This window comes from Rhodococcus sp. PD04, from assembly GCF_035918275.1.
Taxonomy (GTDB): Bacteria; Actinomycetota; Actinomycetes; order Mycobacteriales; family Mycobacteriaceae; genus Rhodococcus; species Rhodococcus rhodochrous.
The window spans coordinates 755,405-781,076 of record NZ_CP142143.1 but is presented as its reverse complement, the minus strand read 5'-3'; the positions used below and the strand labels follow the sequence as shown (position 1 = coordinate 781,076).

15 protein-coding genes are annotated in these 25,672 nt (G+C 69.3%); 8 read left to right on the top strand and 7 right to left on the bottom strand.

The window, feature by feature from the left end:
- Window positions 1-19 precede the first annotated feature (19 nt).
- The 3 genes from U9J23_RS03580 (at window position 20) to U9J23_RS03570 (ending at window position 3,716) form a co-directional block, all read left to right on the top strand.
- Entirely contained in the window at window positions 20-1,366 is a 1,347-nt protein-coding gene (locus U9J23_RS03580; RefSeq protein ID WP_272266948.1) for an MFS transporter, read from the top strand.
- 79 nt (window positions 1,367-1,445) lie between these two features.
- The gene (locus U9J23_RS03575; RefSeq protein WP_272266949.1) at window positions 1,446-2,825 is read left to right on the top strand and encodes an MmgE/PrpD family protein; all 1,380 of its coding nucleotides are present in this window, start codon (window positions 1,446-1,448) and stop codon (window positions 2,823-2,825) included.
- Between the two features lie 27 nt (window positions 2,826-2,852).
- Window positions 2,853-3,716, top strand: a complete 864-nt coding sequence (locus U9J23_RS03570) for a fumarylacetoacetate hydrolase family protein (RefSeq protein WP_272266950.1) — start codon at window positions 2,853-2,855, stop codon at window positions 3,714-3,716.
- 95 nt (window positions 3,717-3,811) lie between these two features.
- Here U9J23_RS03570 and U9J23_RS03565 read toward each other — a convergent pair whose 3' ends face one another.
- Entirely contained in the window at window positions 3,812-5,176 is a 1,365-nt protein-coding gene (locus U9J23_RS03565; protein ID WP_272266952.1) for a cation:dicarboxylate symporter family transporter, read from the bottom strand.
- 261 nt (window positions 5,177-5,437) lie between these two features.
- Here U9J23_RS03565 and U9J23_RS03560 point away from each other — a divergent pair, with 261 nt between their 5' ends.
- The 3 genes from U9J23_RS03560 (at window position 5,438) to U9J23_RS03550 (ending at window position 8,485) form a co-directional block, all read left to right on the top strand.
- Window positions 5,438-6,985: a sensor histidine kinase gene (locus U9J23_RS03560; RefSeq protein WP_272266953.1), complete on the top strand. Its 1,548-nt coding sequence runs from the start codon at window positions 5,438-5,440 to the stop codon at window positions 6,983-6,985.
- The gene (locus U9J23_RS03555; protein WP_120281438.1) at window positions 6,982-7,674 is read left to right on the top strand and encodes a response regulator; all 693 of its coding nucleotides are present in this window, start codon (window positions 6,982-6,984) and stop codon (window positions 7,672-7,674) included. The genes U9J23_RS03560 and U9J23_RS03555 overlap by 4 nt, the downstream gene beginning before the upstream one ends.
- A gap of 184 nt (window positions 7,675-7,858) precedes the next feature.
- Window positions 7,859-8,485 carry an LppP/LprE family lipoprotein gene (locus U9J23_RS03550; protein WP_085469346.1) on the top strand — a complete coding sequence of 209 codons (627 nt, stop codon included), beginning with the start codon at window positions 7,859-7,861 and terminating at the stop codon, window positions 8,483-8,485.
- A 115-nt stretch (window positions 8,486-8,600) separates the two neighbouring features.
- Here U9J23_RS03550 and U9J23_RS03545 read toward each other — a convergent pair whose 3' ends face one another.
- Entirely contained in the window at window positions 8,601-10,748 is a 2,148-nt protein-coding gene (locus tag U9J23_RS03545) for a S9 family peptidase (protein WP_326601425.1), read from the bottom strand.
- A gap of 6 nt (window positions 10,749-10,754) precedes the next feature.
- The gene (locus U9J23_RS03540; protein ID WP_085469348.1) at window positions 10,755-11,642 is read right to left on the bottom strand and encodes a phosphoribosylaminoimidazolesuccinocarboxamide synthase; all 888 of its coding nucleotides are present in this window, start codon (window positions 11,640-11,642) and stop codon (window positions 10,755-10,757) included.
- A gap of 105 nt (window positions 11,643-11,747) precedes the next feature.
- Here U9J23_RS03540 and U9J23_RS03535 point away from each other — a divergent pair, with 105 nt between their 5' ends.
- Complete coding sequence (locus U9J23_RS03535; RefSeq protein WP_059382427.1) at window positions 11,748-13,181, top strand: MDR family MFS transporter; 1,434 nt, start codon at window positions 11,748-11,750, stop codon at window positions 13,179-13,181.
- Window positions 13,182-13,255: 74 nt separating this feature from the next.
- Entirely contained in the window at window positions 13,256-13,654 is a 399-nt protein-coding gene (locus tag U9J23_RS03530) for a hypothetical protein (RefSeq protein ID WP_085469349.1), read from the top strand.
- A gap of 68 nt (window positions 13,655-13,722) precedes the next feature.
- On the opposite strand, the gene entS is transcribed toward U9J23_RS03530, so the two are convergent.
- From entS to U9J23_RS03510, 4 genes are all read right to left on the bottom strand, one after another.
- A complete protein-coding gene (entS, locus tag U9J23_RS03525) occupies window positions 13,723-14,973 on the bottom strand; it encodes an enterobactin transporter EntS (RefSeq protein WP_172414896.1) in 1,251 nt (416 codons plus the stop codon).
- Between the two features lie 10 nt (window positions 14,974-14,983).
- Entirely contained in the window at window positions 14,984-15,205 is a 222-nt protein-coding gene (locus U9J23_RS03520) for a phosphopantetheine-binding protein (RefSeq protein ID WP_059382429.1), read from the bottom strand.
- A gap of 64 nt (window positions 15,206-15,269) precedes the next feature.
- Window positions 15,270-24,506, bottom strand: coding sequence for a non-ribosomal peptide synthetase (locus U9J23_RS03515; RefSeq protein WP_326601420.1), 9,237 nt, complete (start codon window positions 24,504-24,506; stop codon window positions 15,270-15,272).
- Window positions 24,507-24,617: 111 nt separating this feature from the next.
- Window positions 24,618-25,646: an ABC transporter substrate-binding protein gene (locus U9J23_RS03510; protein WP_326601418.1), complete on the bottom strand. Its 1,029-nt coding sequence runs from the start codon at window positions 25,644-25,646 to the stop codon at window positions 24,618-24,620.
- Window positions 25,647-25,672 lie beyond the last annotated feature (26 nt).

Below are 25,672 nucleotides of genomic sequence, written 5' to 3'. Positions count from 1 at the left end.
AAAGTGAAGGAATCTAACGATGGATGTGTTGGCTGATATCAGGGCGTCGAAGATGACGCCCTTGCAGATCCGCGCGATCGCCATAGCACTCGCATTGATCATTCTCGACGGATTCGAGATCGCGGTGATGTCGTTCGCCGCGAAGCCGATGTCGGACGAATGGGGCGTCAGCTCCGGCACCCTCGGGATCGTTCTCAGCGGCAGCCTCTTCGGCATGGCCGCCGGCGCGATCCTGTTCAGCCCGTTCGGTGACCGCTACGGGCGCCGCACCCTGACCATCGTGTCGATGAGCATGGTCGTGGTGGGCATGGTACTCGCGGTGATCAGCCCCAATGTCGCCACGATGATCGTCGCCCGTGTGCTCACCGGCCTCGGCATCGGTGCCATGTCCCAGCTCAACGCGTACGTCTCCGAGTTCGCCTCGGAGAAGCGTCGCGGCACCGTCGTCGGCATCTACGCCACCGGCTTCCCCATCGGTGCCGCTCTCGCCGGTGTCGTGGCCGGCCTGTTCGATCCCGCCGACTGGAAGAACCTGTTCGTCGTCGGCACCGTGCTGAGCGTGGTGCTGCTCGTCCTCGCGTGGGCCGCACTGCCCGAGTCGATCGACTTCCTGGTCGCACGCCGCCCGAAGAACGCCCTCGAACGCATCAATTCGATGCTCGGCAAGATGGGGCATCCGGCGCTGAAGGAACTGCCCGAGCAGACCCCCGCGGATCGTCACAACGCCCGCCTCGGCGCCATCTTCACCGGCACCACCGGCATCAAGACCCTCGCCCTGTGGCTCGCCTACGCCTGCCTGATGGCCGCCTACTACTTCGCGAACTCGTGGATCCCCAAGCTGGTCGCCGAATCGACCGGCGACGTACAGAGCGGCACCACCGTCGGCACCGTCCTCAACCTCGGCGGCATCATCGGCAGCCTCCTGTTCGCGGCCGCCGCGTTCCGATGGATCCCCCGCAACATCCTCATGACCACCCTCGGTCTCGGCGCGATCGGTTACGCCGTCTACGGCGCGGCCTTCGGAGTCGGATGGCTCGCGATCACCCTCGGCATCTTCCTCGGCATCGTCGCGGTCGGCTCGGTCGCCGGCTTCTACGCCGTGGGCCCGACGGTCTACCCCGCCTCGCTGCGCGGCACCGGTGTCGGCTGGATGGTCGGCGTCGGCCGCCTGGTCTCGATCGTCTCCCCGATCGGCACCGGCTTCCTGCTCGAGAGCGGCTGGACCGCGGGCAACCTCTTCTACCTGATGGCGGTCCCGCTGGCGGTCGGCACGATCTGCATCGTGACCCTGGGCCGGATCCAGCAGCGTGAGGAGTCCGCGATCGACGGACCCGTCGCCGCGCCGAACGATCTGGTCTCCAAGTAGGGATCCCCCCGAGCGAGCGGAGCCGTCGGCATGCGCCGGGGCTCCGCTCGCTCGCAGAGACATCAGGAGATCCTCCACTGTGAATCTCGCACGCACCCTGGCGTCCCATGCCGTCGAAGCGACCCCGGACGCGGCCTTCGAGTCTCCGCACGATCAGTACCTTCTCGATCGGGTCGTGGACACGCTGGGCTGCATGGTCGCAGGCACACGGGTCGATTCGACCCGCCGGGCCGCAGCACTCGTCGCCCGTAACTCCGCGCCCGGCCGGTCCTCCGTCCCGCTCGAGGACGGAAAGGTCGGGCCTGCCGCGGCGTCCTACGCCAATGCGCTTCTCTCCCGCGCCTACGACTTCGGCCCCCTGACCCCGTTCGACGGGGCGTCACCGATCTGGTCCCACATCTCGGAGACGACCGTTCCCGTGGCCGTCGCCCTGGCCGAGGACTGTGGCGCTTCGGCACGGGCGATGCTCGAAGCCCTCGTCGTCGCCGACGACGTGGCCGCACGGATCAGCAGAGCACTCGAATTCGTCCCCGGGACCGGATGGGACAACCCCGGCCTCATCAATCGGTTCGCCTCGGCCGTCGTCGCCGCCCGGCTGTGGAACCTGAGTGCGGACGAACTGGTGCAAGCATGGGGACTGGTGCTCCAGCAGGTGTCGGGAACCTTCCAGGCCATCGACGAGCACAGTGATGCGTTCACCTTCGTGCAAGGACTCGCCGCACGCGACGGCGTCGAGGCCGCCGATCTGGCCCGGCACGGTTATGCAGGTGGCGACGGCGCGTTGGACGGTCGCTTCGGATTGTTCCGCACGTACGGCGCAGGGCTCCCCGCCGAGTCCTCGGTGACGGCCGGCCTCGGTGAGGTGTACTTCGGGGACCGCATCGTCAAGCCCTACCCGGGTTGCCGGTTCACACACGGTCCGATCGACGTCGCCAGGAACCTCCGCGAGGTCGCCGACCCGAGCACCATCCGGGAGGTCACCCTCACCGTCCATCCGCACCACATCGGCTCGCCCCTGGACCTCCCGGTCGAGGGCGCGGAGGTGTCCCGGCCGGCGGCCCTGTTCGGCTTCCGGTTCCAGACTGCGAACGCGTTGGTCCGAGGACGACCGGTGCCCGCCCATTTCGACGACCCGTTCCGCAACGACCCGGAGGTTCTCCGGATCGCGCGCCTCGTCCGTCTCCGGCCCGCAGCCCAGGCATCGTTCCCGTTGACCGCGGCGCATCTCGAGATCCGAGCGGACGACGGACGAACCCGTGCCGACCGTATCGACCATCCGTGGGGTGACCCTCGCGGCGTGCCCGCCGGACGCGCCGACGTCGACGCCAAGTTCGTGGCGAACCTGCGACATGCAGGTTTCGGGGAGTCCGCCGACGCCTTGCTGTCCCGAGTGCGCGCGATCCTGGCCTCGGATGATCGAATCGACCTGTCCGCACTGTTCGGGCCCGACGCCCGGTAACGCCTTCCAGTCCCTCGAGGAGAACACATGCGCATCGCCAACCTCGACAACCGAGCCGTCCTCGTCGTCGGTGACTCCGGCAACGAGCGGGGCATCGACATCGCCACCGCGTCCGACGGCCGGTTCGGACCGGACCTCACCTCGATCTACGAGTCGTGGGACGAGGTGCGGGCGTGGGCAGCGGACGCGGACGTCACCGATCACGCTGCGATCGACCGTGCCCGGCTCGGCGCCCCTTCCCCCGCGCCCCGTCAGGTCTTCGCGGTCGGGTTGAACTACGACGACCACGCCGCCGAATCGGGCTTCGAGGCCCCCACACATCTGCCCCCGGTGTTCACCAAGTACGTCTCCGCGTTCACCGGCCCCGACTCCGAGGTCACGATCCCGGACGGCGGCAACGTCGACTGGGAGATCGAACTCGTCGCCGTCATCGGTCGGGAGGCACGCGACGTGGACGCAGCAGACGCCTGGTCGTACGTCGCGGGCCTGACGGCGGGGCAGGACATCTCCGAACGCGTCGCCCAGATGCGCGGACCGGCGCCCCAGTTCGGTCTCGCCAAGTCGTATCAGGGCTTCGCTCCGCAGGGTCCGTGGCTCGTCACCCCCGACGAGTTCGCCGACCCGGACGATCTCGAACTCGGGTGCGCGATCGACGGCGAGGAGGTCCAGAAGGGCCGCACGCGGGAGATGATCTTCTCCGTCCCCGCGCTGGTCGCCGAGCTGTCGCGCAACGTCACCCTGTACCCGGGCGACGTGATCTTCACCGGCACACCCGCCGGGGTGGGCATGGGCCGCGACCCGCAGCGCTACCTGCGCGCCGGTGAACAGCTCGACAGCTGGATCGAAGGCATCGGCGAACTGCACCAGCGTTTCGTCGCCGCCGGCGCGTAGATCTGCTGTCGCCGCCGGCTCCTGGTTGCTACAGAAATGGCTGTCCGCTACGGAAATTTCCGTAGCGGACAGCCATTGTCGTAGCGGATGCCGGATCAGACGGAGACCTTCTCCAGCTTCGCCGGTTCGCGCTCGGGAGCGGGCTCGTGATCGTCGATCATCATGCTCTCGTCGAACGGCAACCGTCCGCTGAGCACCTCGTCGACGCGTTCACGGTCCACCGACCGGGTCCAGGTGCCGATGAGCAGGGTCGCGATGGCATTGCCGGAGAAGTTGGTGACGGCTCGCGCCTCGGACATGAACCGGTCGACACCGACGATCAGGCCGACGCCGTCGAGCAGGTCGGGACGGTGACTCTGCAGACCGCCGGCCAGCGTCGCCAGCCCGGCACCGGTGACCCCGGCCGCACCCTTCGAGGCGACGATCATGAACAGCAGGAGCGAGAGCTGCTCGCCCATGTTCAGCGGGCTGCCCATCGCGTCGGAGACGAACAGAGCGGCCATCGTCAGGTAGATCGCGGTGCCGTCCAGGTTGAACGAGTAGCCGGTGGGCACGACCACGCCGACGGTGGTGCGCTGGACACCGAGGTGCTCCATCTTGGCGATCAGGCGCGGCAGCGCGGACTCCGACGACGACGTCGCGAAGATGAGCAGGTACTCGCGGGCGAGGTACTTCACGAGCTTGAACACCGAGACACCGGCGACGGCCCGCAGCAGCGATCCGAGGACGCCGAAGACGAACACGACGCACGTGAGGTAGAAGGCGATCATCAGCACACCGAGCTGCAGGACCGCGCTCAGTCCGGTCTGACCGACGACGTTGGCGATGGCGCCGAACGCACCGATCGGGGCGAGCCACAGGATCATCGTCAGGATGCGGAAGACGAGCTTCTGCAGGTGGCCGATGCCGCGGAGGATCGGTTCACCCGACTTGCCGATGCCCTGGATCGCGAAGCCGACGAGCAGCGCCACGAACAGGGTCTGCAGGACACTGCCTGCGGTCAGTGCGGAGAGCAGGGAAGTCGGGATGATCGACGCGATGAAGTCGACGGTGCCGCCGGCCGCGTGCGCCTTCTCGGCGAGTTCGGCACCCGAACCGGCGTTGGCCGGGTCGAGGGTCAGGCCCGAGCCCGGGTCGAGCAGGTTGCCCACACCGAGGCCGATCGCGAGTGCCACGGTCGACATGCCCACGAAGTAGATCAGCGCGAGTCCGCCGATCCGGCCGACACTCGCCGCGGCCCGGACCGACCCGATGCCGAGCACGATGGTGCAGAAGATCACCGGGCTGATCATCATCTTGATCAGGTCGACGAACATGGTGCCGAGGACACCGAGCGATTTGCCCGTCTCCGGGGCCAGCCATCCGACGGCGATACCGGCGACGACAGCGATGATGACGCCGATGTACAGCCAGTGGGTACGGTCGCGGCTCTTCTCGCCACGCACTGTTGTGGTGCTCATGGAGTGCCCTTCGATCATGCGCGGGCTCGTCGCGCGATGTTCACGGATAACGGGATGCGGTGACGCACCGGCGAGGACTCGGGAATCGACCGTGGTTCGGTCGGGTACTACGGGACCCTGGTAGGGCCTCTCCGCGCCCGGGCGGTGACCGGCATCACGTCCACACAGGGAAATGGTGGTGGTCCGCTCACTGCGGGAGAAGTTTGTGTACATAGTGTTCACGGGAGGTGACCGGTGAACCGTCGCGAGGCGAGACCGCCGATGAGCGTGGCGGGCCAGCTGCTCATCCTCCAACTGGTGGTGTTCACGGTGGTAGCGATCGTGGCGGGCGCGCTCATCGTCGTCGACGAACGCGGCGACGCCGACGAGGCCACACGCCGCACCGTGACGGATATCGCAGTGACCGCCGCGCTCTTCCCGGAGGTCTCGGACGGATTGGTCGCTCCTGATCCGACGGCAGCGCTCCAACCCCGCGCCGAGCAGATCCGTGAGGCGACCGGGGTGGACTTCGTCGTCGTCGTGGACCCCGAGGGTATCCGTGTGACACACCCGGTCCCGGAGCAGATCGGACTCCCCTACACGGGTCACACCGACGAGGCCCGCTCGGGCACGCCGTTCACCGAGACGTACACCGGCAGCCTGGGCCCGTCGATACGCACCATCGCCCCCGTCTACGACGACGGCACGCTCGTCGGGTTCGTGTCGGTCGGGGTGACGCGGGAGAGGATCGCCGAGAACTTCGTGCGGAGCCTGCCGGGCATCCTCGGTCTGGTGGCGGCCGGGCTCGTGGTCACCGCGGCGGGCGGCTACCTCATCTCCCGGCGGCTCCGCCGGCAGACCCTCGGCCTCAATCCCGACCAGCTGCGGCGCATGTACGAACACCACGACGCCGTCCTGCACTCGATCGGTGAGGGACTACTGGTGTTCGGCACCGCAGACGGTTCCCCCCGCGTCGACATCGTCAACGACGAGGCCCGCCGGCTGCTCGGGCTGGAGCCCGTCGGCGCGGTGGAGTTCGACGGTCTGCCCGCGACGGTGCGCGAACTCGCCGTCGCCGACGAGGCACGCGACGAGGTGCATCTGACCCGGGACCGGGTCCTGGTGGTGAACAGCGATGCGGTGCTGTGGAAACGGCGACGCATCGGCACGGTCGTCACTCTTCGCGACCACACCGAACTACGCGGTGTCCTGGGTGAACTCGACTCGGTCCGCGGGTTCGCCGAGTCACTGCGTGCGCAGGCACACGAGTCGGCGAACCGCCTGCACACCATCATCACGATGGTCGAGCTCGGCCGGCCGGAGGAGGCGGTCGCCTTCGCGACGCAGGAACTGGCGGTGTCCCAGCACCTGATCGACAGGTTGACCGGTGCCGTCCACGAACCGGCGCTGTCGGCCCTGCTGCTCGGCAAGATCGACGAGGCCGCCGAACGCGGTGTGGAACTGACCGTCACCGACGACACGGAACTCGGTCCGGTGCCGATCCCGGCGCGCGATATCGTCACTCTCGTCGGGAATCTCATCGACAACGCCATCGACGCCTCCCATGCGTCGGACGATCCATGGGTGGAGGTTACTGTGCGCCAGGAGGATTCGTCGATGATCGTCGAGGTCGCCGACAGCGGACCGGGGATGTCGCCGGAAGTGCTGGCCCGGGCCATGCAGCGCGGGTACTCCACCAAGTCCGAGCAGCGCGGTCTCGGACTCGCGCTTGTCGCCCAGGTCGTCGCGCGTCACGGTGGCACACTGCGCACCGAACCGTCGCTGGGATCGATGATCGTCGCCGAGATCCCCCTCGGGGGCGCGTCGTGATCCGGGTGCTCATCGTCGAGGATGAGCCGCTCATCGCCGAGGCCCACCGCGAATACGTCGGCAGGGTGGACGGATTCGAGGTGGTGGGCGTCGCGCACACGGGCAGCGACGCCGTGCGGGCGGTCGCGTCGGCGGCGCGGGCAGGAACGCCGGTCGATCTGGTGCTGCTCGACATCGGGCTCCCCGACACGAACGGCCTCGAGGTCGCCGCGCGCCTGAGCGCCGGTCGTCCGAGCCCCGACATCATCGCCGTCACGTCGAACCGCGATCTGGAGGTCGTGCGGACGGCGGTCGCGCGGGGCGTGGTGTTGTATCTGCTCAAGCCGTTCACCTTCGCGGCGCTGCAGGACAAACTCGAGCAGTACGTGGCCTATCGCTCGGCGCTGCGCGACGCGGAGACGGCGGCGGGTCAGCACGACATCGACCGCGCCATGGCGGCGCTGCGCACGAGCAGTTCCCGCCCGTCGACCCCCAAGGGCATCTCCCCCGACACGCTGTCGAAGATCACCGATTTCCTCCACGACGCCGACGGCCCGCGCACCGCCGCGGAAGTCGGCTCGGCCGTGGGGGTCTCACGCGTCACGGCGTGGCGTTACCTCGAACGGCTCGCCGACGACGGTGCCGCGACCCGCCTCACCGAGTACGGCCGCGCCGGCCGACCCCAGGTCCGGTACGAACTCCGCAGGTGAGCGGTCGCGCGTCCGCTACACAGTTCGTCATCCGCTTCGGCAATTGCTGTAGCGGATGACGAACTGTGGAGCGGATGTCCCGATGACGAGGCGACAACGATGCGATAACTCCGTTAACGGGTGCGCCGGCGAGTCGCGACGTACCGGGTGATCACCCGTCCGACTCCACCGAGGAGGCACACACGTGAGATTCCGACCGACCGCGCTCCTGATCCCCGTCGTCGCAACGACGTTGCTCGCGGCATGCGGGAACGACGATACGACGCCCGCCCCCACCACGACCTCCGCAAACGCGACCGCGGAGCCCACCGGCGCGAACACGACGCGACCTGCACCTGCCGAGTCGACCGCAGCACCCGCGCCGATCGAACCCACGCGGGAGGCGTCGGCGCTCGAAGGCGACGGGCTGTGTCTCGACCCGGCGGCGCCTCCTGTCGCGGACGCGCTCGCGGGTCTGAGCGACGACGGGTTCGCATGGCAGGTCGAGGACTCCACCGATGCCGTCGTCGGCGACTGCCCGTCGTTGATGTGGCTGGTCGCGGTGGGCGGGAACAGTGCGTCCTCCCCCGAACACCTGCTGTTCTTCGCCGACGGCAGCTATCTCGGTACTGCGACGTCGGAGCCGTACGCGTACACCTCGGTGGTCGACGCCTCCGACGACACGGTCACGGCGGAGTACCGCTGGCTCGCCGGCGACGAGCCGTTCTGCTGCCCCGAGGGCGGCCCCGCGACAGTGCGGTACACCTGGGACGGCTCGCAGATCGTCATGCTGGACCCGCTGCCGCAGGAGATGCTCGACTCCTACAACTGACGCTGCGCTCATCCGCTACGAGTTCGGTCATCCGCTACAGCAATTGCCGTAGCGGATGACGAAGAAGCGAGCGGATACGAGTAGCTCACGGCAGGTAGTGCTCGAGGACGAGCCGCTACTGCGCGGACGCCTCCGCGCGGTAGGCGCCGGACGTCTCGAGCACCCACGCGAACTCGAACGCGACCTCGCGCCACTTCTCGTAGCGACCCGACACACCGCCGTGCCCCGCGCTCATCTCCGTCTTGAGCAGCAAGGGGGCATCGCCGGTCTTCGTCGCGCGCAGCTTGGCGACCCACTTGGCGGGTTCGACGTAGAGCACGCGGGTGTCGTTGATGCTGGTGATCGCGAGGATCGCCGGGTAGTCCTTGGCCTCGACGTTCTCGTAGGGGCTGTACGAGCGCATGTACTCGTACACCTCGGGGTTCTCGAGCGGGTTGCCCCACTCGTCCCATTCGATCACCGTGAGCGGCAGGGACGGATCGAGGATCGAGGTGAGCGGGTCGACGAACGGGACGTTTGCGAGGATGCCGGCGAACAGCTCGGGCGCGATGTTCGCGACCGCACCCATGAGCAGGCCACCGGCACTGCCGCCGTCGGCGACGAGCTTCTCCGGGCTCGTGACGCCGGTGTCGATCAGGTGCCGCGCGCACGCCACGAAGTCGGTGAAGGTGTTCTTCTTCGTCAGCGACTTGCCGTTCTCGTACCAGTGCCGGCCCATCTCGCCGCCGCCGCGCACGTGCGCGACCGCGAAGACCATGCCCCGGTCGAGCAGCGACAGGCGTGCGACGGAGAAGGCCGGGTCGATGCTGGCCTCGTACGAGCCGTAGCCGTACAGCAGGGTGGGGGCGTTCTCGGAGGTGCCCTTGCGCGCAACGATCGACAGCGGGATCTTCGTGCCGTCCTCGGCCGTCGCCCACTCGCGGCGCTGCTCGTAGAGCGTCGGGTCGAACTCGCCGAGCACGGGCTGCGACTTCAGCAGCTTCAGCTCGCCGGTGCTCACCGTGTAGTCGTAGACCCGGCTCGGGGTGATGAACGACGTGTAGCCCAGACGCAGTGTGGGCTGGGTCCACTCGGGGTTCGCGCCCGGTCCGACGGCGAAGAGTTCCTCGTCGAACTCGAGTTCGGTGAGCTTGCCGTAGCCCTCGTCGGTCAACGGCCACACCGCGAGTCGCGTGAGGGCCTCGCGGCGGTAGCCGAGCACGAGGTGTCCCTCGAACGCGTCGACGTCCTCGAGGCGCACGTCGTGCCGGTGCTCGATCAGGGTGCGCAGCGCGGACGGGTCGTCGACGGGAGCCTCGGCGAGGACGAAGTTCTCGGCCTTCTCCCCCGTCTCGGGGTCGACGTCGTTGTGCAGGATCAGGAAGCGGTCCTCGCCGGCGATCACGGCGTGCTCGGCGCCGTACTCGACACCTTCGCGGCGCGGCAGGATCACACGGAATTCGCCTGTGGGGTTCTCGGATTCGAGCACCCACCCCTCGGTGGTGATCTTCGACCCGACCCAGATCATGAGGTACTTCTCGCTGCGGGTCGATCCGATCGACACCCAGTACCGCTCGTCGGGTTCGTGGAAGACCTTCACGTCCTCGTCGACGGAGGTGCCGAGCTTGTGCCGCCAGACGGTGTCGGGCCGCCACGACTCGTCGACCGTCTGGTAGAAGACGTGGCTGTGGTCGAGCGCCCACGTCGCTCCCGGTGCGGTGCCGGGGATCTCGTCCGACCGCATCTCACCGGTGGTGAGGTCCTTGATGCGCAGGGTGTAGCGCTCGTCGCCCACGACGTCGGTCGAGTACGCGAGCAGGGTGCCGTCGTGGCTGATCGAGAACGCTCCGAGCGAGAAGAACTCGTGCCCTTCGGCCTCGACGTTGCCGTCGAGGAGCACCTGCTCGCCGGGAAGTTCGACACCCGGCGTGACGTTCGGCGGCGTCCAGTCGTCGGCGTCGGTGATCGGGCACCGGCACTGGATCGCGTACTGCTTGCCCTCGACGGTGCGGGCGTAGTACCACCAGTCGCCCATCCGGGTGGGGACCGACATGTCGGTCTCCTGGGTGCGCGACCTGATCTCCTCGAAGATCGCCTCACGCAGCGGAGCGAGATGCTCCGTCTGCGCCTCGGTGTACGAGTTCTCCGCCTCCAGGTACGCGACGACCTCGGGGTCGTTCTTGTCGCGCAGCCATTCGTAGTCGTCGACGAAGGTGTGCCCGTGGTGGGTGCGCTCGAGGGGCACCTTCTTCGCGACCGGCGGAGCGATCTTCGAGGAGGTCATATGCGGTCAGCCGATCCAATCGTCGAAGGACATTCCCGAAATACGTTCGTACGCCTCGATGTAGCGGGCACGCGTCTTGTCGACGACGTACTGCGGCAGCGGCGGGGGCGGGGTGTCGGAGGCGCGGTCCCAGCCCGATTCGGGTCCGGTGAGCCAGTTCCGGACGATCTGCTTGTCGAAGCTGGGCTGCACCTTGCCCTCCTCGTACTCGTTCGCGTCCCAGTAGCGGGACGAATCCGGAGTGAGGACCTCGTCGGCGAGCACCAGGTTGCCGGCCTTGTCGAGACCGAACTCGAACTTGGTGTCGGCGAGCAGGATGCCGCGTTCGGAGGCGTACATGGCGGCGCGGTCGTAGATGTCGAGCGTGTCCTGGCGCAGCTTCATCGCCAGGTTCAGGCCGACCTTCTCGACGACGTCGTCGAACGAGATGTTCTCGTCGTGGTCGCCGAGCGCGGCCTTGCTGGCCGGGGTGAAGATCGGCTCGGGCAGCCTGCTGGCCTCGACGAGACCCTCGGGCAGGGCGACACCGCAGACGGAGCCCGTGGCCTGGTAGTCGAGGAGGCCGGAGCCGGTGAGGAAGCCGCGGGCGACGCACTCGACGGGCACCATCTCGAGGCGCTTGACCACGAGGGCACGGCCGAGGACCTCCTCGGGGATACGCTCGTCGTCGGGTTCTCCCGCGAGATGGTTGTTGGTGGCGTCGAGCAGCTTGAAGAAGAACACGCTCATCGCAGTGAGGACCCGCCCCTTGTCGGGGATCGGGGTCTCGAGCACGTGATCGTAGGCCGAGATCCGGTCACTGGCGACGAGGAGCAGGTGCTCGTCGTCGATCACGTACAGATCACGCACCTTGCCGCCGGCGAGGTGTTGGTAGGACTCGAGTGAAGGACGCACGCTGACACCCTAGTGCTCATCGAGTGGGCGTACCGCACCCCGTGGCGGATATCCCACTCGGTCACAGCACGACGGAGCAGCGACGCGAGCGAGAACAGGAGTGGCATGGCCGCATCGTCGCGGGTGGACGTCGGGTTCAGGTCCGATCGGGGCCCGATCCTCATCGCTCTGATGCTCGCCACCTCCCTCGTGGCGCTCGAGAGCACGATCCTGGCCACCGCGGTCCCGACGATCGTCGCGGACCTGGGTGGCTTCACGCAGTTCCCGTGGTTGTTCTCCGCCTACCTGCTCACGCAGGCGGTGCTCGTCCCCGTCTACGGCAAGCTCTCCGACGTCTTCGGCCGCACTCCGCTCCTGTTGTTCGGGATCGGGGTGTTCGCGGCGGGTTCGGTGCTGTGCGCGCTGTCGTGGAGCATGCCGGCGCTGATCGCGTTCCGCGCGGTGCAGGGACTCGGCGCCGGTGCGGTGCTGCCGATGGCGCAGACCATCGCCGGGGACATCTACACGGTCGCCGAGCGGGCCAAGGCGCAGGGCTATCTGGCCAGCGTGTGGGGCATGTCGGCGGTGGTCGGCCCGGCCGTGGGAGGCATCTTCGCCGACTTCCTGTCGTGGCGGTGGATCTTCTGGGTCAACCTGCCGTTGTGCGCCCTCGCGGCGTGGGTGCTCGTCCGCAACTTCCGCGAGGAGAAACCGGCCGGACCACGACCGCGGGTGGACTGGGCCGGCGCGGCGACCCTCGCGGCGGGCGCCGCCCTGTTGATCCTCGGACTGCTCGAGGGCGGCCAGTCGTGGGCGTGGACGTCGGCGCCGAGCATCGGCATCTTCGCCGCGGGCGCGACGCTGATCGCGGTGTTCGTGTGGATCGAGTCCCGCGCAGCCGAGCCGATCCTGCCGATCCGCCTGTTCACGCGGCGGGTGCTCGTCACCACCAGCGCGGTATCGTGCCTGGTGGGGGCGGTCGTGCTGGGTCTGACCTCGTACGTTCCGTCGTTCGTGCAGGGCGCGCTGGGGACCACCGCGCTCGTCGCGGGCTTCACGCTGGCGACGATGACGATCGGCTGGCCGATCGCGGCGGCGCAGTCGGGCCGGTTCTACCTGCGGATCGGTTTCCGCAACACCGGCCTGGTGGGTGCGGTGCCGCTGCTCTGCGGCGCGGCACTGCTGACGCAGGTCGGTGTGGAGTCGGCTCCCTGGCAGGTCGCGGTCTGCTGCGTGCTCGTCGGTCTCGGGATGGGGTTGATCGCCAGCCCGTCGCTGATCGCGGCGCAGTCGAGTGTCGAGTGGTCGGAGCGGGGCGTCGTCACGGGGGCGAACGCCTTCGCTCGCGCGATCGGCAGCGCGGTCGGTGTGGCGGTGTTCGGTGCGCTCGCCAACGCCGCGCTCGGTGGTGCAGCAGCGGACGAGACCACGATGGGGGCTCCCGACGCGGCGCAGTTGGCGGCGTCCGTGGCGCCGGTGTTCGTCGCCGTTCTGGTCTGCGCCGCCCTGCTGGTGTCGTGCGTGTGCCTGATCCAGAACCGTCCGGCGGCGGCCGGGTAGGCGACACGCCGCGTGCCTATACCGTTACCTACGCGCTGTTTCGTATTCGCTCGAGATCGGGCACCATCTCTGCGGTGAGAACGACAAGCGGCGGCAAGGACACCATCGACGACGTGACGTACTTCCCCGTCGGGGCTGCGGAGCATGCTCTGCAGCGGCTGGCACACGCCACGGCGATGCAGGACACGACGGATTACGAGTCGCTGCGCTCTGCCATGGACGCGGAGTACTTCTGGCGCGGTGTCGCCGAGACCTTCCGGATCGCCGACGAGGCGTTCCGGATCGTGTCGTCCGCGACCCGCGACCGGCAGGACATCTCCGCGCACGTCATGGCACGCGCTGCCGACTGGGTGGGCACCATCGAGCTCGCCACCGAGGGATCCCGGCTGTACGGCGCGCTCGTCGCCTACACCCAGGGCGTCAGCGAAGGGTATTCGGCCGTGGAGGCCTGGGCGCGCGACGGACGGGTATGACGCGAAGGCGCTGATCGACGCGAAGGCGGGGCCGGGGTTCACCCCGGCCCCGCTCATCGACCCGCAGGTCAGCCCACAGCTTCGAGATCGCCCGCGTCCTCGAACCGCCGCAGCGTCGGGGTCGCGACGAACATGATCGCGATGATCACCACACCGGCCACGCCGTAGACGGTCAGGGCCATCGAGATCGGCACCAGTGAGGCCACGACGCCCGCCGCGACTGCGCCGACGGAGGTACCGGCCGTCACCTGCGCGCCCCACACGGCCGCGATCCGTCCGCGGTACTCGTCGGAGGTGTTGCGCTGGACGGTCGCGTACCGCACGACGTCCGCGAGCGAGTCGCCGAAACCGTGCGCGGCGAGGCCGAGCAGCACGACGGCGAGGACGCCGGTCGCGCCGGCACCCACCAGACCGGCGGCGGACACCGCCATGAGCAGGTACACCACCAGCCCGTACCGGCGGATCGAGCCGGTCCAGCCGCTGGTCAGCGAGCCGATCACGGCTCCGACTGCGGGCGCGGTGTAGAGCAGGCCCACCACCGACGGTCCGACGCCGAGCACCTCGTCGGCGAACTCCGGGATCAGCACGGCCCAGCCGGACAGCAGCATCGCGAGGAACCCGACGATCAGCACCTGCCCCACCACGCGGTTGTGTGCCGCGTACCGGAAGCCCGACACCACAGACTTCAGCGGTGACTCCTCCGCGACATGCGTCGGGGGCAGCGACGGCAGGCGGGTGATGCAGAAGGTGGTGATCGCGGTGGTGAACGCCGCGAGCGCGTAGGCCACGCCCACACCACCGGCGGCGATGACGACACCGCCGAGCGCCGGGCCGATCATGGAGCCGAGGTCGGCGGTCAGCGCCATGAGCGCGCCGGCCGCAGCGAGCTTGTCGCGCGGGATCAAGCTGGGGGTGACCGCCATGAGCGCGGTCGCCGAGATCCCGCCCGCGATGCCGTCGACGACGGCGAGCACGTAGATCGCCCACATCTGCGGTTCGGGCAGGAACGCGTTGATCGCCAGCAGCGCGAAGGCGACGCCTGCGGTGCCGCGAGCGAGGGCGATGACGTTCCGCCGGTCGTACCGGTCGGCGAGCACCCCGCCCGCGAAGGTGGCCCCGAAGGTGGTCACACCGATCACCGCGGAGACGGCGGCGACCTGCGCCGTCGAGCCGGTGAGCTGGTAGACCTGCACGGGCACGGCCACGATGAGGAAACCGAGACCGAACAGGGAGACGACGCGTGCGGTGAACAGGTACCGGAACTCGCGGCTGGTCCGCAGCGGGTCGAGGTCGATGAAGAGCTTCTCGAAGACGGCCACGATCACCCGCTCATCCGCGGGTGAGCAGCGCGATCCACTGCTCGAGGTCGGGGGCCGAGGCGAGGTCCACGAAGTCGACCTCGACGCCGGCGCTGCGCCACTGTTCCACGAGGGCCATCAGCCGGACGGAATCGAGTCCCTGGTCGACGAGGCTCGCCGAGGGGTCGAGTTCGTCGACGTCGATGTCCAGGATCCGGGCGGTGTCGGCGAGGACGGTAGTGCGATCGAGCATGGTGTTCTCCTTCTTTCGATGTGTGCAGGCGCGCTGTGCCCTAGTAGGCGGTGCCGGAGACGCCCTACGGCGCGGTGCCGGTGAGTTCTCTCGCGGTGACGACGACCTGCACCGTGTCCTGCCAGATCCGCGCGATCTCGGCGAGCGTGTCCGCGTCGACCACGTCCGCTGCGGCGGCGAACTCGCATTCTAGAACCGCGCCGTCCGGGGTGTCCTCGGTGATCGCGTCCACCTGCAGGACGTGGTCGAGCGGCATGTCCGGATCCACCGAACCGCCGATCGCCGCGGCACCCGGTGCGCCCGACCACGGGCTGCCGGATGCTTCGCCGAGCGTGAGCCGGCCGAGGTAGTTGAAGACGACGGCCGGCGGCACGTACCGGGTGAAGCGGTCGCCGAAGTCCGGGTTCAGTCGACGCAGCAGACCGAAGCCGATGCCGTTGTCGGGTCGTTCCCGCGACGCGCGTGCCACCGCGCGCAGCGCCGCGCCCGCCGCGTCGGTGTCCCGGGACGCGGACGCCACGTCGACCTCCGACAGATCCACCGTCACCGGATACATCGACGTGAACCAGCCGACCGTGCGCGACAGGTCGGCGCCGGGGACCACCTGTTCCTCCCGGCCGTGTCCCTCGAGGTCGATGCGGACGTGGTCGCCGCCGCGCACCGAGGCCACCGCGACAGCGAGGGCCGAGAGCAGGATGTCGTCGACGACGTCCGCGGCCAGGATCCGTTCGGTGACGTCGACGGGCAGCTGCACGCGGGCCGAGCGGGTCGAGAAGACGGTGTCGCGTGCCGGGTCGAGCGGACGCGAGCCGAGCATCGGTTCGTCGGCGTCGACGGCCGGCTGCCAGGCCGACCACGACGCGGTGATCCGCTCCGAGCGGGCGGCCTTCGCGAGTTCGTCCGCCCACACCCGGAAGGGTGTGCCGCTCGACGTCAGCCTCACCGGCTCTCCGCGCTCGGCCTGTTCGACGGCGTCGGCGAGGTCGGGGACGAGGATGCGCCACGACACGCCGTCCACCACGAGGTGGTTCACGACCATCAGGACGCGTCCGGCCCGGTGCGGCCCGAAGTCGAACCACACGACCTGCACCATGACTCCGCTTCCGGGATCGAGTGCTGCGTAGGCGTTCTCACGTTCCTCGTCGAACAGATCGTCCCAATCCCGGCTCGTCGCGTCGACGCGCCGCACGGATCCCGTGAGGTCGGGAACGGACTCGGGGACCCTCCACGACGGCCGGCCTTCGTCGTCGACACGGAAGATCGAGCGCAGCATCGGGTGGGCGGTCACGAGCGCCTCGACCGCCGTCCGCAGCGTGTCGAGCGTGAGCCCGACCGGCGCGACGAGCAGCCGTGCCTGCGAGAACCGGGACAGACCGGTCCACCGGTCGAGGGTGTCCCACATGATCGGCGTGACGGTGACCTCGCCCGTGGCGTCGCCGACGGTTGCCGGACGGGTCCGTCCGCCGTCACTGTCGATCGCAGCCGCGAGTGCCTCGACGGTGCGCAGTTCGATCACCTGACGGGTCGTGATCCACGATCCTGCCGCCCGGACCTTCGACACGAGCTGGATCGAGACGATCGAATCACCACCGAGGGAGAAGAAGTCGTCGTCGATCCCCACTCGTTCGAGTCCGAGCACGTCCGCGACGAGTCCGGCAAGGACCCGTTCGGTGTCGGTGCGCGGTGCACGGGCGCCGACCAGCGACGAGAAGTCCGGCTCGGGCAGCGCCTTCCGGTCGACCTTGCCGTTGGCGGTGACGGGGAAGGTGTCGAGCACGAGCACCACGGCGGGCACCATGTGGTCGGGGAGGCGCTCGGCGACGGTGGCACGAACGACCGCCGGATCGACGTCACCGTCCGGGGTCACGTAGCCGACCAGACGTGTCACTCCACGAGTGTCGGTGTGCGCGTTCACGACCGCGTCCCGCACGCCACGCACCGCGGTCAGCGCGGCCTCCACCTCGCCGAGTTCGACCCGGAAGCCGCGGATCTTGACCTGGTCGTCGCCGCGGCCGAGGAACTCGAGCACGGGCCGACCGTCGGTGCCGCGGACCCGCCGGACGAGGTCACCGGTGCGGTACATGCGGGTGCCGTCGGCGACGAAGGGATCCGGCAGGAACCGGACCGTCGTGAGGTCGGGCCGACCGAGATATCCGCGGGCGACCCCGGCACCGGAGACGTACAGTTCGCCGACCACACCCATCGGCACGGGCCGGAGCATCGCGTCGAGGACGTGGGCACCGGCGCCGTGCACGGCCCGGCCGAGGCACGGTGTGTCGGCGTCGGTGACGGCTCCGATGAGCGAGTCCACGGTGCATTCGGTGGGCCCGTAGAGGTTGAAGGCCCGCCCGTCCGTCAGCTCGCGCAGTCGCTGCCACGACGCCGGATTGACGGCCTCGCCACCGAATCCGACGGAGGCGGGGCGGTGTCCGCTCTCGTACAGTCCCGCCGCGAGCATGCGGTCGAGGAAGGACGGGGTGACCTCGAGGAAGTCGAGTTCGTGCTCGAGCGTGTACGCGACCATCCGTTCGGGATCACGCATGGTGTCCTCGTCGAAGACGTGCACGGTGTGTCCGTCGAGCAGCCACAGGGTGGGCTGCCAGGACGCGTCGAAGCCGAACGACCATGCGTGCCCGACGCCGACGGAGTCGCGTCCGGACGCCGCGACGGTCGGGACGTAGAGGTCCGCGCGGTGACTCTCGAACAGGTTGAGCAGGTTCGCGTGCGTGACCGCGACGCCCTTCGGCAGTCCGGTCGAACCGGAGGTGTAGATGACGTACACACCGTTGTGCGGGCGCAACGCTCCGAGCCGGTCGGCGTCCGTCAGTGGGGCCGTGGAGAATTCGTCGAGTTGCAGGTCGGGGTCGTCGAGCACCACGATCCGCGTGTCGCCTGCGACGGGGGCGATGCCACCCAGAACCGAGGCGACCGTGACGATCACCTGGGGACGCGAATCGGACACCATGTGCGCCAGTCGATCCTGCGGATAGGACGGGTCCATCGGTACGTAGACACCACCCGACCAGATCGCCGCGGTGATCGCGACGACCATGTGCTCGGATCGCGGCAGCGCGAGTCCCACGACCGTCTCCGGCCCGACCCCGGCGTCGACGAGGAGCCGGGCGAGTCGCGCGGATCGCCGGCCCAGTTCCGCGAACGACAGTGTCGTGCCGTCGGCGACCACCGCGGGTGCGTGCGGGGTACGGGCGATCTGTCGTGCCAGGAGATCGGCGACGGTCGCCGCTCCGCTCGGCGGGGCCGCAGGGGTCGTCGACCGGTCGCTGCACAGATCGGCCCGCTCGTCGGCGGTGAGCACATCGAGTTGCGCCACGGTGCCGGGCTTCTCGGCGACGAGCTGGTCGAGGATGTGGACGAGCCGCTCCCCCAATGCCGTGGCGTCGTCCTCGGTGAACAGATCGGTCCGGTACTCGAGGCCGAGGTGCAGTTCGCCCTCCAACCCGGCGACCAGCACGAGCGGGAAGTTCGTGGCGTCCGAACCCCCGACCGATCCGACCCGCACGCCGCCGTCCCGTTGCGCCGCGGCGAGGGCATCGCGGTCGACGGGATAGTTCTCGAAGACGAGGAGGGTGTCGAACAGTTCGCCGATGCCGACGGCACGCTGGATGTCGGCGAGACCCACGTACTGGTGGTCCATCACGCGGTTCTGCGCGCCGTGCGTACGCGCGACGAGGTCGGTGATCGACTCTCCCGCCTCCGTGCGGACGCGCACCGGGACGGTGTTGATGAACAGGCCGATCATCGATTCCACCCCCGGCACGTCGGGGACGCGGCCGGAGACGATCGCACCGAATACGACATCATTTCTGCCGGTGAGCGATCCGACGAGAAGACCCCAGGCGGTCTGCACGAGCCCGTTCACCGTGACACCCTGCGCGCGGCTCGCCTCGACCAGTCGCTGCGACAGTCCGTCGGGTACGACGACCGTCAGTTCGGCGGGGAACTCCGGTCGCAACGCCGTTCCGGACGGTGCGACGAGGGTGGGTTCGTCCACACCGTCGAGAAGCTCGCGCCACACCTCGACACCGGCCGCGACATCCTGTGCGCCGAGCCAGTCGAGGTAGTCCGAGAACGGCGCGACGGGCGCGAGGCCGGCGGTGGATCCGCCGGCGGCGTAGATCTGCAGGAGTTCCTGCACGAGCAGCGGGGTGGACCAGCCGTCGGAGACGAGGTGGTGCATCGTGAACAGCAGTCGCGCCCGCGACGGCCCGGCGACCACCAGCGTGAAGCGCACCAGGGGCGCGGCCGCGAGATCGAATCTGCGGGCGCGGTCGGCGGCGAGCAGTTCCGCCACCCGCGTGTCGAGTTCGCCGGGCTCGACGTCCCCGAGATCGACGACCTGCCAGTGCGGTTCGGCGATACGACGGACGACGCCGATCGGTTCGTCCGCTGCGCCGAGTCGATAGCCGGTGCGCAGCACGGCGTGCCGGTCGACGAGTGCACGCACCGAGCGTTGCATCGTCCCGGCGTCGACCCTGCCGTCGAGAGCGAGGTCGGTCTGCATCGTGTAGACGTCGACGCCCTCGGCGGCACCGCCCGATCCCGACGGTTCGTCCAGTCCGGCCAGGAAGTACATGCCGCGCTGCAGGGGTGTCAGCGGCACGACGTCCTCGATGCCGTCCGGATTCTCGGCGTGCAGCGCGAGTACCTCGTCGACGGACAGCCCGGACGCGGTGAGCACCGACGGTACGGGTGCACCGACGCCGCCGCCGGTGACCGTGTCGGTGAGGAGGTGCAGTGCCTCGAGCCAGCGTTGCCCGATCCGGTGGGCGCGATCGGCGTCGAGCGCGCCGGTGGCGTAGGTGAACACCGCCGACAGTGCGGGGCCGTCCGGTCCGTCCTCCGTGATCGCGTTGACGTCGAGGACGTGGTCGAGCGGCATGGCCGGGTCGACGGAACCACCGAGTGCGGCCACCTCGGGTGCGGCGGACCACGCGGAGTCGGTGGTATCGCCGAGGGTCATCCGGCCGAGGTAGTTGAACATCACCTCCGGGGCCCGGTAACCGGCGAAGCGGTCGCGGTCGTCACCGAGGAAGCGCAACAGACCGAAGCCGATCCCGTTGTCGGGTATGCGTTTCAACGACTCGGTCACGTGGGCGACGGCCCGGAGCGGATCGCCGCCGTCGAGCACACGGTCTCCGCCGAGTTCGACGGTCACCGGGTACAGGGAGGTGAACCATCCGACGGTGCGCGACAGGTCGGCGCCGGGCACGATCTGTTCCTCACGGCCGTGCCCCTCGAGATGCACTCGTAGGACGGATCCGCCGCAGACGTCGGTGACGGCAAGTGCGAGGGCCGCGAGCAGCACATCGCCGGTGCCGATACCGAGGGCGGACGGCACGGTGGTGAGGATGCGTTCGGTGACGTCGATCGGCACGTCGATCTCGACGGATGCCGAGGTCGATACGATGTCGCGCTGCGGGTCGAGGACTCGGCTTCCCACCGCGGGCTCACCCTCGGTGGCGAGAGCGGATTCCCAGACCGCTCCCGTTCCGGTGATCCGCTCGGACGAGGCAGCCTCGACGAGCGATTCCGCCCACTCCCGGAAGGACGTTCCGGTGTCCTCCGGCGCGGGAGTCTTCCCTCGGGTGGCCGCGTCGACGGCACCGGCGAGGTCGGGCACCAGGATCCGCCACGACACCCCGTCGACGACGAGGTGGTGCGCGACGACGACGATCCGCCCGGCCTGCTGCGGTCCCGGGTCGAGGAAGACCACGCGGAGCACGACCCCGGCCTCGGGGTCGAGCGCGTCGACGGCCTCCGACGACGCCTCGGTGATGAGGTCGCTCCACGAGAACTGCTCTGTGGCCGGGACCTCCACCCGCCGGACGAGCGTCGCGGCCTCCGGGAGGCCCTCGGGCACGAGCCACGACGGTCCGGTGTCGCCCACGGTGAACCGCGAGCGCAGCATCGGGTGGGCCGCGAGCAGTGCCCGCACACCCGCGACGAGATCCGCCTCCCGCAAGCCGACGGGGGCGACGAGCACCCGCGACTGGGTGAACCGGCGCAGCGAGTCGAACGATCCGGACGCGAGGGATTCGTGCACGATCGGGGTGACGGGCACCGGGCCCGTCGCCGCCGTCCGGGCTCGCCGGGGTTCCTCGGCGGGTGCCTCGCACGCTGCGGCGAGCGCGGCGGCGGTGCGCAGTTCGAAGACCTGACGGGCCGTCACACGCAACCCGGCCGCCCGCAGACGCGACACGAGCTGGATGGAGACGATGGAATCGCCGCCGAGGGTGAAGAAGTCGTCGTGGACACCCACGCGGTCGAGGCCGAGGACGTCGGCGACGGTGGCGCACAGCGTCCGCTCGGTCTCGGTGCGCGGTTCGCCGGCACCCGCCAGGGACGAGAAGTCGGGTTCGGGCAACGCCTTCCGATCGACCTTGCCGTTGGCCGTGACCGGAAGGACGGGAAGAGCGACGAGCACGGCCGGGACCAGGTAGTCGGGCAGCCGCTCGGCGAGCGCGGCCCGCACGGCGGCGGTGTCGGGTCCGTCACCGTCGATGTAGCCGACGAGTCGGGTCGTCCCCCGGTCGTCGGTGTGTGCGACCACCACGGCGTTCCGCACGGCCGGATGCGCGATGAGCGCGGTCTCGATCTCGCCGGGTTCCACTCGGAATCCGCGGATCTTGACCTGGTCGTCGTCGCGGCCGACGTATTCGAGTGCGCCGTCGCCCGTCCAGCGGACGACGTCGCCAGTGCGGTACATGCGGGAACCGGCCGGCCCGTGGGGATCGGCGACGAAGCGCGCCGCGGTGAGATCGTGCCTGCCGAGATAGCCTCGGGTGACACCGTTTCCGGCGACGTACAGTTCACCGGCGACCCCGGCGGGCACGGGACGCAGCCAGTGGTCCAGAACCCGCACGCTCGTGCCGGGGGTCGGGCCGCCGATCGTCACGGTGTCCCCGGCGATGCGCGCGGAGGTCGCGTCGACGGTGCATTCGGTGGGGCCGTAGCAGTTCGTCGCCACCACGTCGCTCGCGGCGAGTCGCTGCCACAGCGCGGTGCTCACCGCTTCGCCGCCCACGGTGACGGTCGCGGGGACGTGCCCGCCGGGTGCGAGGAGCCCGGCGTCGAGCAGGCGGTTCATGAGGACGGGCACGGTGTCGACGTAGTCGATGCCGTGGGTGCGCACGTAGTCGACGATGTGGTCGACGTCGGCGCGGTACTCGTCGGGAAGCACATGCAGCACATGACCTTCGAAGAGCCAGGTGAGCGCGGCGACCGCCGAGTCGAAGGCGAACGGATAGGTCAGCAGCACGTGCCACTGCCCGTCGCGGGGCGCACGATCGGTGGCCTGCATGGGCCCGGCGGTCTGTGCGGCGTGCAGATCGGCGAGATTGGCGTGCGTGACGGCCACGCCCTTCGGCAGACCCGTGGAACCGGAGGTGTAGACGACATAGGCCAGGTGCTCCGGGTGGAGCGGAGCGCGCCGGTCCGCGTCCGTGAGCGGAGCGGACGACAGCGTCGACAGTGCGGCCCCGACGTCCGGGTCGTCGAGTGTCAGCACGTCGGCGCCGTCGAGCACGTCGCCGAGACCTGCGCGCACGGCTCCGGTGGTGACCACCAGTCGCGGTGCGGCGTCGGTGATCATGTGCTTCAGCCGGTCGGCGGGATAGGACGGGTCGAGCGGCAGGTAGGCGCCTCCGGCGGTGAGGACGGCGACGATCGCGTCGACCATGGTGCCGGTCCGGGGAAGTGCGAGTCCGACCCGGTCGTCGGGGCGCACCCCGCGGTCGACGAGCAGCCGCGCGAGTCGCGCCGAGGCCGCACCGAGTTCACCGAACGACGATTCCTGCTCACCGCACACCACTGCGGTGCGGTCGGTGCCGGTGGTGAACCGGTGCGCGAGCAGCTCGGCGACGGTGCCACTCGACGGCGCCGCGGGTGTGGTGCACCAGATGCTCAGTACGTGTTCCCGTTCCGCGGACGGCAGGACATCGAGGTCGGCGACACGCGCATCGGGTCGGGCACACAGGGCCTCGAGGATTGCGACGAGTCGGGCGCCCAGGGCGGCGGCCTCGTCCGCGTCGATCAGCGACGGGCGGTGGTCGAGCCTGACGACGAGCCTGTCGGACATGCCGGCGGTGAGTACCAGCGGATAATTGGTGGCGTCGCGTCCGTCGACGCCGGTGATCGTCACTCCCCCGGCGCGTTGCGCTCGTTCGAGGGCGTCGCGGTCGACGGGATAGCTCTCGAACACCGTGAGGGTGTCGAACAGTTCACCGATCCCGACGGCGCGCTGCACCTCGGACAGGCCCAGATACTGGTGGTCGACGGTGCGCGACTGCTCGAGCTGCACGCGTCGCAGCAGCTCGGTAACGGTCGCGGTGGGATCGAGCCGCACCCGCACCGGCACGGTGTTGATGAACAGCCCGACCATCGATTCCACGCCGACGAGTTCCGGCGGGCGGCCGGAGACCGTCGCGCCGAAGACGATGTCGTCGCGGCCGAGCAGACCGGACAGGAGCATCGCCCACGCGGTCTGCAGCACCGTGTTGAGGGTGACCCCGCTTGCGCGGGTGAGCTCCGCGAGTTTCGCGCCGAGCCCGTCGGGGACCGGCACGTCGAGTTCGCCGCAGCGTTCCGACGAGCGGGTCGCGCCCGGCGGTGCCACGAGCGACGGTTCGCTCACACCGTCGAGCGCCTCGCGCCACAGCGACCGGGCGGCCTCGTGGTCCTGGCGCCCGAGCCATGCGAGGTAGTCGCGGTAGGGGCGTACGGACGGCAGACCCGACGCCGATCCCCCGGCAGCGTAGATCTCGAGCAGCTCGCGTACCAGGATCGGGGACGACCAGCCGTCGACGACGATGTGGTGGGCGGTGAGCAGCAGGCGCACCTCGTCGGCGCCGAACCGCACGAAGGTCCAGCGCACGAGCGGCGGTTGCGTGAGGTCGAACCAGTCGTGCAGGTCGTCCTCGACGATCTGCTCGAGCCGGCGTTCCGCCTCGGCGCGTTCGAGACCCGACAGATCCTCGCTACGCCAGGGATTCTCCACGCCCGACACGACGAGACCCGCCGTACGGCCGTCCTTTCGGGGACGGAAGCACGTGCGCAGCGCCGGATGACGATCGAGCAGCGCCTGGGCGGAGGCCGCCATCCGCCCCTCGTCGACCGCGCCCGACAGTCGTACCACCGATTGCACCGTGTAGGCGTCGGGGTCGGCCGTACCCGTGTTGTCGGATACCGAGCCGGTCGGCGCCGCAACGGTACTCAGGTAGAGCAGGCCCTGTTGCAGCGGCGAGAGCGGAACGATGTCTTCGAGCGCAGTGGAACGGGTCATCTGTCGCTTTCGTTGTAAGACGGTCAATTCGGGCACGAACGACGAACGGCCCCCGCGTCGGGACGTCGGGGGCCGTTCGGTCGGTGGTGCGGGACGGGCCCGCAGCGGCGACTACTCCTGGTTCTGGTTCGCAGGAAGCTTCGCCAACTCGGCGTCGATGGAATCGAGTGCCAGCAGAGCGGTTTCGTAGGTCGCTGCACTGGAGTGCTTGACGGCGACGAGGTTGCCGGCCTTCACTGCGGGCAGATCCTGCCACAGCGGGGAGGCGAACAGTTCCTCCAGCTCGGGCGGCAGCGAACCGTCGGCCTCGACACCGTAGACGATCACGTCGGCCTCGCCGAGGTTCTCGGGCAGCTGCTCGACCGACAGGTACTCGGAGTGAACCTCTTCGGGATCGGTCGGCTCACCGTAGAAGTCGAGTCCGAGATCGTCGAACAGGTTGGTGGTGTACGACGAGGCGTACTCGCGGGAGAACTCACCGGGCTCGGTACCGCACACACCGCAGACGCCGGCGAACTTCAGGCCCCCGAGCGAGCCGGCGTACTTGTCGGCGATCTCGGCGGCGCGAGTCTCGTACTCCCCCTTGAACTCCCCGTAGGAGTCGCTGACGTTCGCGGCATCGGCGTACTGCTCACCGAGTTCACGCCACTCGCCCGGAACCGTGAGTCCGACGAAGACCACCGGGGCGAGCGCCTCGAGTTTGGCCACGTCGACCTGCTCCTGCACGCGGGCCGGGACGCCCATGATGATGAGGTCGGGATCGGCGGCGGTGACGGCCTCGTAGTTGAGTTCCGAGACGGCACCGTCGGGAGCGACCTTCGGCAGCGCCTCGTAGGCGGCGAGGGTTTCCTCGTCCATGTTGTCGAGCTCGCGGCTCCACTCGCACACGGCGGCCAGATTCGCGCCGGCCTGGATGAGCGGGAGGGTCGCGTAGCCGCAGGACACGATCCGCTGCGGGTCGGCCGGGATCTCGATGCTGCCGTTCTGCGCTTCGAAGGTGCGCGTCGCGGCGGAGTCGGTGCCGCTCTCCGCGCTGCTGCTGTCGCCGTCGCTCGAACATCCCACAAGTCCGACGGCCAGCAGAGCTGCCGCGCCGAGCGCCGCGGCGCCCCGCGCGCGCTTGCGTTCCAGAACGCGCATCGTTGTACTCCCAGAGTCTCTCGCCG